The organism is Microvirga rosea, assembly GCF_020595095.1.
In the GTDB taxonomy this organism is placed as follows: domain Bacteria; phylum Pseudomonadota; class Alphaproteobacteria; order Rhizobiales; family Beijerinckiaceae; genus Microvirga; species Microvirga rosea.
Genome location: NZ_JAJDOP010000001.1, coordinates 181690 through 194024, shown reverse-complemented (window position 1 = coordinate 194024; position 12335 = coordinate 181690). Strand labels below are relative to the sequence as shown.

Annotated in this window: 14 protein-coding genes; 6 read left to right on the top strand and 8 right to left on the bottom strand. The window is 66.2% G+C overall.

What is annotated here, in order from left to right; translation table 11 throughout:
* Window positions 1–6 precede the first annotated feature (6 nt).
* Together LJD17_RS00895 and LJD17_RS00890 are read left to right on the top strand one after the other, a co-directional pair.
* Window positions 7–540: an NUDIX hydrolase gene (locus tag LJD17_RS00895; RefSeq protein ID WP_227381976.1), complete on the top strand. Its 534-nt coding sequence runs from the start codon at window positions 7–9 to the stop codon at window positions 538–540.
* Between the two features lie 137 nt (window positions 541–677).
* The gene (locus tag LJD17_RS00890; protein WP_227381974.1) at window positions 678–1700 is read left to right on the top strand and encodes a zinc-binding dehydrogenase; all 1023 of its coding nucleotides are present in this window, start codon (window positions 678–680) and stop codon (window positions 1698–1700) included.
* Here LJD17_RS00890 and LJD17_RS00885 read toward each other — a convergent pair.
* Complete coding sequence (locus LJD17_RS00885) at window positions 1690–2862, bottom strand: glycosyltransferase family 4 protein (RefSeq protein ID WP_227381972.1); 1173 nt, start codon at window positions 2860–2862, stop codon at window positions 1690–1692. The two genes, LJD17_RS00890 and LJD17_RS00885, sit on opposite strands and share 11 nt — an antisense overlap.
* A gap of 111 nt (window positions 2863–2973) precedes the next feature.
* Here LJD17_RS00885 and LJD17_RS00880 point away from each other — a divergent pair, with 111 nt between their 5' ends.
* The 3 genes from LJD17_RS00880 to LJD17_RS00870 all read left to right on the top strand — a co-directional run bounded on the left by LJD17_RS00880 (window position 2974) and on the right by LJD17_RS00870 (window position 5943).
* Window positions 2974–4146, top strand: a complete 1173-nt coding sequence (locus LJD17_RS00880; protein ID WP_227381970.1) for a glycosyltransferase — start codon at window positions 2974–2976, stop codon at window positions 4144–4146.
* A gap of 65 nt (window positions 4147–4211) precedes the next feature.
* A complete protein-coding gene (locus tag LJD17_RS00875) occupies window positions 4212–5162 on the top strand; it encodes a lipid A biosynthesis lauroyl acyltransferase (protein WP_227381968.1) in 951 nt (316 codons plus the stop codon).
* 28 nt (window positions 5163–5190) lie between these two features.
* The gene (locus tag LJD17_RS00870) at window positions 5191–5943 is read left to right on the top strand and encodes a DUF1223 domain-containing protein (RefSeq protein ID WP_227381966.1); all 753 of its coding nucleotides are present in this window, start codon (window positions 5191–5193) and stop codon (window positions 5941–5943) included.
* Between the two features lie 13 nt (window positions 5944–5956).
* On the opposite strand, the gene LJD17_RS00865 is transcribed toward LJD17_RS00870, so the two are convergent.
* The 3 genes from LJD17_RS00865 to LJD17_RS00855 are packed head-to-tail and all read right to left on the bottom strand — an operon-like array spanning window position 5957 to window position 7997.
* Window positions 5957–6565, bottom strand: coding sequence for a TPM domain-containing protein (locus LJD17_RS00865; protein ID WP_227381964.1), 609 nt, complete (start codon window positions 6563–6565; stop codon window positions 5957–5959).
* Complete coding sequence (locus LJD17_RS00860) at window positions 6566–7381, bottom strand: TPM domain-containing protein (protein ID WP_406600753.1); 816 nt, start codon at window positions 7379–7381, stop codon at window positions 6566–6568. It abuts the gene before it with no gap.
* Window positions 7382–7391: 10 nt separating this feature from the next.
* Window positions 7392–7997, bottom strand: coding sequence for a LemA family protein (locus LJD17_RS00855; protein WP_227381959.1), 606 nt, complete (start codon window positions 7995–7997; stop codon window positions 7392–7394).
* 140 nt (window positions 7998–8137) lie between these two features.
* On the opposite strand from LJD17_RS00855, the gene LJD17_RS00850 reads away from it, so the two are divergent.
* Entirely contained in the window at window positions 8138–8779 is a 642-nt protein-coding gene (locus LJD17_RS00850; protein WP_227381957.1) for a LysE family translocator, read from the top strand.
* Between the two features lie 299 nt (window positions 8780–9078).
* Here the strand turns inward: LJD17_RS00850 and LJD17_RS00845 are convergent, their stop codons facing one another.
* From LJD17_RS00845 to LJD17_RS00830, 4 genes are all read right to left on the bottom strand, one after another.
* Window positions 9079–9588, bottom strand: coding sequence for a hypothetical protein (locus LJD17_RS00845; protein ID WP_227381955.1), 510 nt, complete (start codon window positions 9586–9588; stop codon window positions 9079–9081).
* Between the two features lie 66 nt (window positions 9589–9654).
* Window positions 9655–10986, bottom strand: coding sequence for a 23S rRNA (adenine(2503)-C(2))-methyltransferase RlmN (gene rlmN, locus LJD17_RS00840; RefSeq protein ID WP_227381954.1), 1332 nt, complete (start codon window positions 10984–10986; stop codon window positions 9655–9657).
* 147 nt (window positions 10987–11133) lie between these two features.
* Entirely contained in the window at window positions 11134–11838 is a 705-nt protein-coding gene (locus LJD17_RS00835) for an invasion associated locus B family protein (RefSeq protein WP_227381953.1), read from the bottom strand.
* Between the two features lie 96 nt (window positions 11839–11934).
* The gene (locus LJD17_RS00830; protein WP_227382886.1) at window positions 11935–12273 is read right to left on the bottom strand and encodes a YkvA family protein; all 339 of its coding nucleotides are present in this window, start codon (window positions 12271–12273) and stop codon (window positions 11935–11937) included.
* Window positions 12274–12335: the final 62 nt, after the last annotated feature.

The window sequence follows — 12335 nt, the reverse complement described above, 5'->3', positions numbered from 1 at the left end:
AGTCTGATGCGGTGTCGAACTCTGTCGTCGAGCACGATTTATGAAGACCCATGGACCCGGGTCGTCCGGGACGACGTCCGGTGGGATAATGGGCATGAGGGGCAATATACGGTGGTGGTTAAGCCACCGGGGATCAGCGTCATCGCTTTGACGGCAGCCGGCACCGTTATCCTGACGAGAGAATTTCGCTACGCGTTGGGTGATTATAGCGTCGAGGCAGTAAGTGGAGCAATCGAGCCGGGCGAACAACCGATTGCAGCGGCCCAGCGGGAGTTGATTGAAGAGATCGGTCTCAAGGCCGAGAAGATGACGCCACTCGGACTTGTTCATCCATTTACGGCCGGAGTATCTTCACCGAGCCACCTTTTTCTCGCCGAGGGGCTTTCGCCAGCGACGAGTAATCCTGATCCAGGTGAAGACATCGAGCCGGTCGAAATGTCCTTGTCGGATGCCGTAGCGGAGGTCGTCGCTGCACGCATCGTCCATGCGCCGACCTGCGTCTCCATTCTGCTTGTCGAACGTTACCTCGCGGCTCGCTAAAACGTCCGGACCTTGCCATCGGACGGTCTCCGCTTTAATCGCCTCAGCCAATGTTTCATTGTCATCCTCGGGCGAGTTCCGAGGCGCCTCTCGTGGAGGTTCCCGCGGGCCGGCCAGACACGTTAAGGACCCAGCCCATGCGTGCCCTTCAGCTCTTTGGTGATCGCGATCTCCGTTTGACCGAGATGGATGCGCCTCCGCCTCCCGGTCCCGGCGAGGTCCAGGTGCGCGTCAAGGCGCTGGCCCTCAACTACCTCGATGTCTGGGGCTTTCGCGGCATGGCCTTCGCCAAGCGCAAGATGCCGCAGGCCGTCGGCGTCGAGGCCTCGGGCGAGATTGCCGCCGTCGGAGAGGGCGTCACCCGGTTCAAGGCGGGGGATCCGGTCACCATGTACGGGGCCGAAACCTGCGGCAATTGCCGGGCCTGCCGGGAAGGACGCGACAACCTTTGCGAGAACGTCGCCGGCATCATGGGCTTCCACATCGACGGGTTCGCCCGCGAGCTGATCAACCGGCCCGAGCGCCTGGTGATTCCGGTGCCGCAGGGCGTGTCCTTCGAACAGGCCGCCTGCGCGCCCATCGGTTTCGGCACCGTCCAGCACATGCTGTTCGACAATGCGAAGCTGGAGCCGGGCGAATCCATCCTGGTTCATGCGGGCGGATCGGGCATCGGCACCGCCGCCATCAAGATGGCGAAGGCCATCGGCTGCACGGTGTACACCACCGTCGGCGATGACGAGAAGGGCGAGAAGGCGAAGGCGCTCGGCGCCGATTACGTGGTCAATTACCGCACGGAGCGGTTCGAGGGCGAGGTCCGCCGCCTGACCAAGCGGAAAGGCGTCGATGTGGTGTTCGAGCATGTGGGCGCGGACACATGGAACGGCTCGCTGCTCTGCCTCAAGCGGGGCGGGCGTCTCGTGACCTGCGGCTCCACGAGCGGCGTCTCGACCACCATGAACCTGATGCAGCTTTTCCAGCAGCAATACCGGATCTTCGGCTCCTTCGGCTGTTCGATGCGCAACATCGGCGAATCCCTGGCCAAGATGGCGGGCGGCATGACGCCGGTGATCGATTCGGTATTTCCCCTCGATGAATTCCAGAAGGGGCTCGAACGGCTGGAGAGCCGGAAGGTGTTCGGGAAGGTGGTCGTTACCTTCTGATCGGCTGAGCGACCACCTGATCGATCACCGCGGCCGTCTCGGCGGCGCGGACATCCCAGGAATGCGAGGCGGCGATCAGCCGTGCTCCGGCTTCGCCCATGGCCTGCGCCTCGGATGCATCGGCGGCCAGCCGGGCGACGGCGCCGGCCAGCGCCTCCGGATCGCCGGAGGGCACGACGAGGCCGCACGCCCCGCTTCGCACCAGGTCCGCCATGCCCCTGAAATCGCTGACGACGACCGGCCGGCCGCAGGCCAGCATCTCGAAGAGCTTGAGCGGCGTGATGCCATGGACCGTGATGCCGCTCGGATCGACGCTCGGCACCAGGGCCGCCACCGAGCCGCGGATCAGGGCCGGCAATTCCGGCTGCGGCACCCGGTCGAGCCAGGTGACGGGCGGCAGCGCATCCCTCAAGGCGGATCTCAGGCTCTCGTCGACGACCGGCCCGGCCATGAGCAGATCGACCCCTTTCGGCCAGGCGGGAGAGCGCGCCGCCTGGAGCATGACCTCGACCCCGTGCCAGCGCGTCATGCCGCCGAAGAAGAACGCATAGGGACGGTCGCGCTGCGCCCGCGGCCCATGGGGCGTAAAAACCTTCGTGTTGGCGCCATTTCCCACGTGATGGGCGCGGGCATGTCCGGCTTCCGACGAGCCCCAGGCGACCAGTTCCGGCGTGACGGCGATCAGGGCGCTCGCCCACCTGTACTGCCAGCGCTGGAGCGTGGACAGAATGCCCTTCAGCCGCCGGAACCGGGGATGGGTCACGAAGGCCTCGGCATAAACGCCGTTGATTTCCTGGATCGTCGGCTTGCCCAGGAGTTTTGCCGCAAGAGCTATGGGAAAAGCGGCGAAATGCGACCGGAAATAGACGAGGTCGGCCTGCCGGAGCGCCTTGAGCGCCGCGACGGTGATGCGGGCATAACGCCCCAGCTGCCCGCCGAGCCCGCTGCGGGAATCTCCCCGTTCGGATTGGAGCCTCACCGGATAGCCGCGCCGTTCGAGACCCTCGCAGATTTCGAGCACATGGGTCGCGGCGGCGCTGCCGGGGACGATGCGCTCGCAGCAGACATACAGGATGCGGGGCTTTGCGGGGGTCGGGGAAATGATCGCAGGTTCCGGGATGAGGGGCCAAGATGGCGGCCTTGTACAAAGCCGTCGCCGCACCGTCGAGTATCTTGCAAGGATCTTGCCAGCACCTCGCGCGTGTTTCGCGGCCCTTACTGGACAACCTCGTCCGTGGAGTCTATCCGCGCGGATCGAGGATTTTCACCGTTCATGCGCATTGCCGTCGTCGATTTTCATTCCCTTGCCAGCGATTCGCGGGTGCTGCGAACGGCCGAGACGCTGCATCGGGCCGGTCACGAGGTGCTGCTCGTCGGGTATGGACCGGCGCCGCAGGGGGTCCCGTATCGCGTGGCGCTGCTGCCCGATCTTCCATCCCCTTTCGTGATCCGGGCCGGAATCCTCCTGCGTCAGGCGCCGGCCAATCTCTTGCCGGCGTCGTCGCATCTCTTCTATTGGCTCCATGAAGGGCGGCGAAAGGCGCGCACGATCCTGCGCGAATTCCGGCCCGAGGCCGTGCATGCCAATGACTGGACCACGCTTCCCCTGGCCGTCGACGCGAAGGCGCGCTTGGGCGCGCGCATCGTCTATGACAGTCACGAGATGGCCATCGCCGAGTACGAGCACAGCCTCAAATGGCGGTTGGCGGCCCTCTCCCATGTGCGAACCATCGAAGGGCGCGGGATCCGCGCTGCCGATGCGGTGATCACCGTGAGCCCGGGCATCGCGGATGCGCTCACGGAGGCTTATCCGGGACTTGCCCGCCCGGCGGTCATCCGCAACGTGCCGGATGCGGAACGCGCGCCGTTCCGCCCGGTCGGCGCGAGGATCGAAGTGCTGTTCCACGGGCTCTTGCGCAGCAACCGCGGGCTCGAGGCCATCATCGATTCCCTGCCCGCCTGGCGCGACGAATTTCATTTGACCCTGCGCGGACCGGCCGCGCCCGCTTATCTGGCGGCCCTTGCGTCCCGTGCCGAAACGCGCGGCGTCGCGCATCGCATCCGCTTTCAGCCGCCGGTGACCCCGGCGAACGTGGTTTCAAGGGCCTCGGAGGCGGATATCGGCTTGTGCATTCTGCCGGATTCCAGCCGTCACAACCGCTTCGCCCTCCCCAACAAGCTCTTCGAGTACCTGGCGGCGGGTCTCGCGGTCGTCACCTCGCCGCTTCCCGACATGGCGGAGATCGTGCGCCGCTACGGCTGCGGCAGCCTCGCCCGCGACGAGGCGGCGGCCGTTACCGAGGCCATCAACGGCCTTGACCGTCCCACCCTCGATCATATGAAGAAACAGGCTCTCGTCGCGGCGGCGGATCTCAGCTGGAACCGAGAGCGGGAAACGCTGGTCGGTCTCTACGACCAATTATCGCGCGGCCGTTCCGGCACTTGACGGAGCCGGGCAGGCAAGGAAAGAGGCGGACGCCTTTTTTCTCGACGGCATTTTCAGGAGAATTCGTGGTTCACAAGTCCCAACGCCCCCGCACTCTCGTGTCGCGCATGACCGAAACGGCCATGGTCGGACTCGTGCGGGGCGTTTTCGCCCTTTCCCGTGCCCTCGGTCCCGAGCGCTCCGGAGCCGTCGGGGCCGCCCTCTCGCGCGCCATCGGGCCGTTCCTGCCGGCTCACAAGACGGCCCTTGCCAACATCCGGGCGGTTTATCCGGGAAAGCCCGAGAGCGAGGTGAGGGCGCTGGCGCGGGCCGCCTGGGACAATCTCGGCCGGGTCGGCGGTGAGTATCCGCACCTCGGGACGCTCTTCGACTACGATCCCGACCGGGTGACGCCGGGGCGGACCGAGGTCGACGGCATCGAGCATTTCATCAACCTGAGGGACGATCAGAAGCCCGGCATCATCTTTTCCGCCCATCTGGCCAATTGGGAGCTGCCGGCCATCTGCGCCGCCCGCTTCGGCCTCGACGCGACGGCGGTGTTCCGGGCCCCCAACGATCCGGCGATTGCCCGGGTCCTGCACGAGATCCGCTCCGAGACCATGGGCGGGCTCGAAGCGGCGCGCCAGGGCGCGGCCTTCGCCATGCAGGGAGCCCTCGAAAAAGGCGGCCACCTCGGCATGCTGATCGATCAGCATTTCACCCGCGGCGTCATCGTGAATTTTCTCGGGCGTCCGGCCCTGGTGAACCCGATCCTCGGCAAGTTCGCGCGCCGGTTCGATTGTCCGGTTCATGGGGTGCGGGTGATTCGCCTCCCCAACCACCGCTTCCGGCTCCAGCTGACGCCGCCTCTCGATCTGCCGCGCGATCCCGACGGTCAGGTCAACGTCCAGGGCGCCATGCAGGCCATGACCTCGGTCGTCGAGGGCTGGGTGCGGGAGAATCCCGACCAGTGGCTGTGGATGCACCGGCGCTGGCGTGCTCCGGCGGGCGCTCAAGCTAACGTGAGTTCCCCTTGAGGCCGGTTTCGTGTTCCATAGGAGCACCATGGTGTCACGTCTGAAACGCTCCCGTGTCAAAACGGCCCTGGCGATGCTCGGGCTCGTCGTTCTCGCGCAGCCGGTCCTGGCGGAGCCGCCACGCGCCGTGATCGAACTTTTCACCAGCCAGGGCTGCTCCTCCTGCCCGCCGGCGGACGCGCTCCTCGCGAGTCTGGCGCGCCAGTCCGATCTGGTGGCCCTGTCGTTTCCGGTGGATTACTGGGATTATCTCGGCTGGAAGGACACCCTCGCGCAGCCCCTCTTCACGGCGCGGCAGAAGGGGTATGCGGAATCCCGCAGCGACCGGCAGGTTTATACGCCGCAGATCGTCGTCAACGGGATGAAGCCCTGCATCGGCTCCGACCAGGCGCGCATCGAAAAGTCGATCCAGGCCACCAACGAGGGACGGGCGACCCTGCCGGTCGACGTCTCTCTCAAGGAGGAAAGCGGGGTCGTGACCATCTCCGTCGCGGAGACGGCGCACACCACGCAAAAGCGCGGCGAGGTCTGGGTTCTGCCGGTGATGCGCGCACAGACCGTCCCGATCGGCCGCGGGGAGAACCGGGGCAAGACGGTCACCTATGCCAATGTGGTCCGGGGCATGACCCGGGTCGGGGAATGGCAGGGCGGTTCCGCCCGGTTTGAAATTCCGCGCAGCACCGCGCAAGGGGATGCGGACGGTTACGTCGTTCTCGTTCAAACGGCCGAAGGTGCAAAGCCCGGTCCCATCCTGGGCGCCGCGAAGGGCGGCGGCTTGTAGCCGCCGGTCCGGGTCAGATCAGGATCACCTTGTTCGGCAGCTCGTCGACGTCGTCGAAGCGGGGCGGCGCATGCTCGGCGAGAATCGCGCCCGAGCGCCGGATCGCCGTCACGAGGCCGTCCGTGAGGCGTCCTTCCCGGATCTGCCCGGTCAGGTCCGCGATGATGTCGTGCCAGACGCTCTTCTCGACGCGGTCGGCGATGCCGGTATCCACCAGAATCTCCGCATAGCGCTCGGCCAGGGCCACATAGATGAGAACGCCCGTGCGTTCCCGGGTGCGGGTCAGGCCGCGGCTCAAGAATTCCCGGGCTGCCGCCTCACGTGCCCGGGCCCGCTTGATGAAGCCCGGCACGAGCCTGTGCCGCCGCGAGGGCCATGACAGGAAGACGCTTAAGAAAACCCCGACCAGAAGCTGGATCAGGAAGATCCGTGCCGGGCCAAGGGTCGTGATGGCGATGAGCGGCCAGGGGACCACCAGGGCCGTCAGCAGCGCCCAAAGGACCGGGATCGACCGGTAGCTGCTCGCCTGTTCGGCGACCACCACCATGATCTCTCCCGTGGTGAGATCCTCCGCGTCGCGGATGGCCTGGGACAGGCGCGTATGGTCCTCGGGCGAGATCATCTACCAGCTCCCTGATGCGCCGCCGCCGCCGGAGGAGCCGCCCCCACCCGAAAAGCCGCCTCCGCCCGACCAGCCTCCTCCCGACGAGCCTCCGGACCATCCGCCGCCGGTGGGGATGATCCAGGGCCCGCCATGGCGGCCGCCCCTCAAGGGGCGCGCCCGGGCATCGCGGATGATGCTGGAGACGATGATGAAGAGCATGACGATCACGAAGATCGCCACCCAGGGGTCGAAGGAGCCGCTGTCGTCCTCGCGCACCTGGGCGCGCCGCTGCCATTCTTCCGCGTCGCCCGTCAGGATCGACAGCATGGCGTCCACGCCCGCATCGATCCCGCCCGAGAAATTGCCTTTTTGGAATTGCGGCGCGATCGCCGTCGTGATGATCACCTTGGAGAGGGCGTCGGTCAGCGCTCCCTCGAGCCCGTATCCCACCTCGATCCGGACCTTACGCTCCTTGGGGGCGACGAGAAGGAGAACGCCGTTGTTCTTGCCGCTTTGCCCGAGTTTCCATTGGCGGAAGAGGCGATTGGCGTAGTCCTCCACCGTCAGACCGTCGAGGGACGGGACCGTTGCGACCACCACCTGGTCGGACGTCTTGTCCTCATGCGCCTTGAGCTTGGTGTCGAGGGCCGCGCGCTCTTCGGGCTTGAGCAGGTTCGCCGCGTCGACGATCCGCCCGGTCAGCGCCGGAAAGGACTGCGCCAGAACCGACGAGGCCAGAACCGCGACGCAGCAGAAGGCGAGCGCCGCACAGACCACCGCCCAGCGTGCGGATGCCGGGCTCGCCTGCGGCAGAGGCGAATGGGCGCGCCCCATCGGCATGGAGTCAGAACTTCACCGCCGGAGGACGATCGGAATTGGGCGTCGCCGTAAACGTCTCCATCGGCTTGGCTTCCGGATAGAGCACCGCCGCGATCCAGCGGCCCGGAATGGTGCGGATTTCCGTGTTGTAGGCGCGCACGGCCTCGATGTAGTCGCGCCGCGCCACGGCGATCCGGTTTTCGGTTCCCTCGAGCTGGGATTGCAGGGCGAGGAAATTGGCATTCGACTTGAGCTCCGGGTAGCGCTCCACCGTCACCAGAAGCCGCCCGAGGGCGCCGGACAGTTGGTTCTGCGCCTCCTGGAACTGCCGGAATTTGTCCGGATCGTTCACCGTCGAGGCATCGACCTGGACCTGGGTCGCCTTGGCGCGGGCCTCGACCACCTGGGTCAGGACCTCCCGCTCCTGGTTCGCGAAGCCCTTCACGGTCTCGACCAGGTTGGGGATCAGGTCGGCCCGGCGCTGGTACTGGTTCTGCACCTCGCTCCAGGCGGACTTGGCCTGCTCCTCAAGGGTCGGCACATTATTGATGCCGCAGGCGGACAGCCCGAAGGCCAGGGCGATCACGGCCAGGGCGACACGAACCCGCGCCGGCAACAGCAAACCTGTCATGTATGTCATCTCGCGAATCGGTCAGCCTCCTCGACGGTTCACAAATGGAGCAGCGCTGCCGTTTCAACAAGCCGCTTCCTCATGGCGTCGGAGGAGGGTTTGGGGCATAATCCCCCGCAATTTCTCGTTTCGAGACGCCCATGACCTTTCTGCCGGACCTGAGCACCCTGCTCACTTATTCGCTCGCCTGCACCATCCTGTTCATCACGCCGGGGCCGGACATGAGCCTTTTCCTGGCGAAAACCATGGCCGGCGGCCGCAAGGCGGGCCTCGCGGCCATGCTCGGCGCCATGGTGGGCTGCTGCGTCCACACCGTTCTGGCGGCCCTGGGGCTGTCGGCCCTGCTCGCCGCCTCGGTGACGGCCTTCACGATTCTCAAGGTCGTCGGGGCGCTGTACCTGCTGTGGATGGCGTTCGATGCGGTCCGGAACGGTTCGGCCCTCCATGTGAAGGACGAGGGGAGGGGCGAGGTTTCTGTCTGGAAGACCTTCATGATGGGCGTCGGCATCAACCTGACGAACCCGAAGGTGGTTCTGTTTTTCGTGACCTTCCTGCCGCAATTCGTCCAGGCGACCGATCCGCATGCCCCGGAGAAGCTGCTCTTCCTCGGCCTCTACGTCGTGGCATTGACCGCCCCGATGGGCGCCGCGATGATTCTCGGCGCCGATAAGGTCCTGGCCCTCCTGCGCAGCCGCCCGAAGGTGATGCGGGGCATCGATTATTCCTTCGCGGGCCTTTTTTCCGCCTTCGCCCTCAAGATCCTGGCCACATCGGCGCGCTAGGCGCGACCCTCTTGTCATTCCGGGGCCGCGCAGCGGCGCCCGGAACCACGACGATCCCGGAAAAGACGCAACGGCTGCCGTAGTGCCTTGTCTCGAACCGTCAGCAGTTCTGGGTTCCGGGCTCTCGCTTTCGCTCGCCCCGGAATGACGGGGCGTTACCGTCATTCCGGATTGCCGTCAGGCAAGTCCGGAACCCATAAACACGACGCTTTACGAAGTGAGTGCGCGGCGGCCGTCGCGTCTTTTCCGGGAGCGTAAGCGGATATCGGTTCCAGGCTCTCGCCCCGGAATGACGGCGGCTATGGGGTGGTTCCGCCGGGGAGGGGTGGGTTTGCGGCAGGCCTCTCGCCGCCGGCCCGATGGCCGGCGATGGCCCAGTAGACGAGGCCCGCCACCGCGCCGGTCAAGGCGAGCACGGCGCTCACATGGAGTTCGCCCGGCGTCGCGGTGCGGGCGCTTCCGCGCAGCACCCACGGAATGGCGGCCGTCAGCACGGCCATGGCGCCCATGTACCACAGCACCCCGCGAGCCCGGACCACTTCGCTCACCACGGCCACCAGAAGCGGCGGGAAGACCAGCAGTACGAAGGCGACGCGCCCGACCGCGAAGGCCGCTTCCGCGATCATCGGCCCAGGATCCTCGACGGAGAACACGTCGTCCACGAAGGTCCAAAAGCCGACCAGGAGGGTATCTCCCGTCAGGGTTCCCATGACGGGATCGACCAGGGAAGCGATGAACAGGAAAAGCGTGCTCGCGCCGATCGCGATGAGCAGGGCGAGGGGAATGAGGAGAAGCCAGCGGAGGATCATCCGCCCCCTATACCACAGGAGCGCCGCGCCGTCCGCCTATGGCGATCGGCCGATGGGATCCGCCGCTTACTCCCCGTCCCCCAGCGCATAAACGCCCTCGGCCCCGATGCCCTGTTCGGCCATCATGCGGGCGCGGGCGCGTAGCTTTTCGGTCTCGCTCTTGAGCTGGCCGCAGGCGGCGAGGATGTCGCGGCCGCGGGGGGTGCGCACGGGGGAGGCGTAACCTGCGCGGTAGACGATCTCCGAGAAGCGCTCGATCCGCTCCCAGTCCGAGCACTCGTACTTGGAGCCGGGCCAGGGGTTGAAGGGGATCAGGTTGATCTTCGCCGGAATGCCTTTCAGGAGCCGGACCAGTTCGCGGGCATCCGCATCGGAGTCGTTCACGCCTTTCAGCATCACGTATTCGAAGGTGATGCGGCGGGCGTTCGACAGGCCCGGATAGGCCCGGCAGGCGTCGAGGAGCTGCTTGATGTCGTATTTGCGGTTGATCGGCACCAGCTCGTCCCGCAGCTCGTCGCGCACCGCATGGAGCGAGATCGCCAGCATGGTGTTGGCTTCGCTGCCCAAGCGCTCCATCTGCGGCACGACCCCGGAGGTGGAGACGGTGATACGGCGGCGCGAGAGCGTCAGGCCCTCGCCGTCCGACATGACGTCGATGGCGGCGATCACGTTGTCGGTGTTGTAGAGGGGCTCGCCCATGCCCATGAACACGATGTTGGACACGAAGCGCCCGCCGTCGTTCGGCACGAACGCGCCCTCCGGCGGTGTCGCGTCCGGCCAGTCGCCGATGCAATCGCGGGCCACGATGAGCTGGGCGACGATTTCGGCGGAAGTCAGGTTGCGCACCAGGCGCTGGGTGCCCGTGTGGCAGAACGAGCAGGTCAAGGTGCAGCCGACCTGGCTCGACACGCACAAGGTGCCGCGGTCGGTCTCGGGGATATAGACGCACTCGATCTCCGCGCCCTTGTCGAGCGGGCCGGTGGACGGCATGCGGATGAGCCACTTGCGGGTGCCGTCCTTCGACACCTGCTCGGACACCACCTGCGGGCGCTCCAGCGTGTACGCTTCCTTCAGCGCCGCGCGCAGAGGCTTGCCCACGTTGGTCATGTCGTCGAAGTTCTTCGCGCCCCGGAAATAGATCCAGTGCCAGAGCTGCGCGACGCGCATCTTCTGCTCGCGTTCCGGCACGCCGATCTGCGCCAGCTTGTCCTTCAACTCGTCGCGGGTGAGACCCACGAGGGAGGACTGGCCGGCGGCCACGACGGTGAAATCGGCCTTCTTCTCGATAGCAAGGGAAGCCTGGGGAAGGGAAGCTTGGCCGGCTGCGCGTGCGGAATCGGTCACCGCCACGGGAGCCGCGTTGGGGTTATGCTTGGCGATGTCGAGCGCCGTCGCCATGGGAAATCACGCCTTCGTTTTATGGGATCGAAGGCGGCATATAGCATGAATGAGTCGGAAACGTGAGGGGTCCTGACGATTTCGTGTCAGGACCCGAAAAAATGCGCCGTCCCGGGCGGGCTTTCGGCGTCGAGCGAAGAGGCCCGCTTATGGCGAGCATTCCTTCCGGGCCCGATCGAGGGCCTGGCTGAAGCCGCTCAGGGAATAACGGTCCGTCAGCTGGTTGCCGCGGGCGGACTGGGCCTTCACGATCACGCTCGGGGATTTGCCCATGGTGCCGATGGCCTGGCCTTCCTCGGCGGGGTTCTTCAGCCAGGCATTGGTGTCCTTCGTGAGCAGCGTGTAGGAGGTCTTGCCGATCACCGCTTCGGCGGGGCCATTGTCCTTTGCGGCAAAGCCCAGAACCACCGCCACCTCGTTCTTCACGTTCTCGGCGGGCCGGAACGAGACGAACAGATAGGCCGGGTCGCGGCTGAGGTTTTTCGGCTGCCGGTCCTTGGGCTGGCTCAAGGCGTAGCAGATCTCGGATCTGCCGGTCTTGGCGGTATAGACGCCCCAATCGCCGTAGGACGCCAGAAGCGTCGCGCCGCCCGGGCCGGTGGAAGCCTGCGCGCCCTTGGCGGCTGCTGCTCCGGCAGCGGCGCCAGCAGCGGCGGCGGCGGGTTTCGCGGCGCTGGGCTTGCCTGCCACGGGCGCGGTTGTTTTGGCAGCCGGCTTCGCGGCCGGCTTGCTCTGGGTCGCAGGAGCCGGTTTCTTGGTGCCCTGAGCCATGGCTTCAGGTCCGAGTCCGACGGCGAAAACGGCGGAAATGACGCCCGCGGCCAAGCCGCGCTGAAGAGATGCGAGAATCATGAGGCGAACTTTAGGGAGAGATGGTTAAGAACTCTTGACCATCTCCGTTAAGCTTCTGGTCGCCTCTTGGCGATGCGTCGAAACGCGGCGGCCCCTTCAGGTCCCGATGTCGAGGGCCTGTCTCGCCTTGGCCCTGTGCTCCTCGGTGATCGAGCCCGCCACCTGGGTGATGGCGGCCGCCAGCACCGCCGCATCGTCGGCGAAGCCGAGGAGGGGCAGGAAGTCGGAGACCGCGTCGGTCGGCAGGATGAAATAGGCAATGGCCCCCATCAGGATGAGCCGGACCCGCTTGGGCGTCCCGGAATCGGTGGCGCAATAAAATGCCGCCACGAGATCCTCCGCGAAGGGGATCTTGCCGCCGACGCGCTTCAGCTTCGCCCAGAACTTCCGGGCCACGCCCTCATCGCCGCCGGTCTCCCGGCGGATCGCGTCCATCTCGGCCTTGGTGAACGGCCTCGTGAACTCGCTCATTCCTTGATGCTCCTTCGACACCTTCA

Bases quoted from the DNA above. Each gene is read 5' to 3' on its own strand.
- LJD17_RS00880 (WP_227381970.1), top strand. From the start codon at position 2,974: ATGCGCATTGCCGTCGTCGATTTTCATTCCCTTGCCAGCGATTCGCGG.
- LJD17_RS00860 (WP_406600753.1), bottom strand. From the start codon at position 7,381: ATGGGGCGCGCCCATTCGCCTCTGCCGCAGGCGAGCCCGGCATCCGCA.
- LJD17_RS00855 (WP_227381959.1), bottom strand. From the start codon at position 7,997: ATGACAGGTTTGCTGTTGCCGGCGCGGGTTCGTGTCGCCCTGGCCGTG.
- LJD17_RS00830 (WP_227382886.1), bottom strand. From the start codon at position 12,273: ATGGACGCGATCCGCCGGGAGACCGGCGGCGATGAGGGCGTGGCCCGG.
- LJD17_RS00890 (WP_227381974.1), top strand. From the start codon at position 678: ATGCGTGCCCTTCAGCTCTTTGGTGATCGCGATCTCCGTTTGACCGAG.
- LJD17_RS00895 (WP_227381976.1), top strand. From the start codon at position 7: ATGCGGTGTCGAACTCTGTCGTCGAGCACGATTTATGAAGACCCATGG.
- LJD17_RS00845 (WP_227381955.1), bottom strand. From the start codon at position 9,588: ATGATCCTCCGCTGGCTTCTCCTCATTCCCCTCGCCCTGCTCATCGCG.
- rlmN (WP_227381954.1), bottom strand. From the start codon at position 10,986: ATGGCGACGGCGCTCGACATCGCCAAGCATAACCCCAACGCGGCTCCC.
- LJD17_RS00870 (WP_227381966.1), top strand. From the start codon at position 5,191: ATGGTGTCACGTCTGAAACGCTCCCGTGTCAAAACGGCCCTGGCGATG.
- LJD17_RS00865 (WP_227381964.1), bottom strand. From the start codon at position 6,565: ATGATCTCGCCCGAGGACCATACGCGCCTGTCCCAGGCCATCCGCGAC.
- LJD17_RS00850 (WP_227381957.1), top strand. From the start codon at position 8,138: ATGACCTTTCTGCCGGACCTGAGCACCCTGCTCACTTATTCGCTCGCC.
- LJD17_RS00835 (WP_227381953.1), bottom strand. From the start codon at position 11,838: ATGATTCTCGCATCTCTTCAGCGCGGCTTGGCCGCGGGCGTCATTTCC.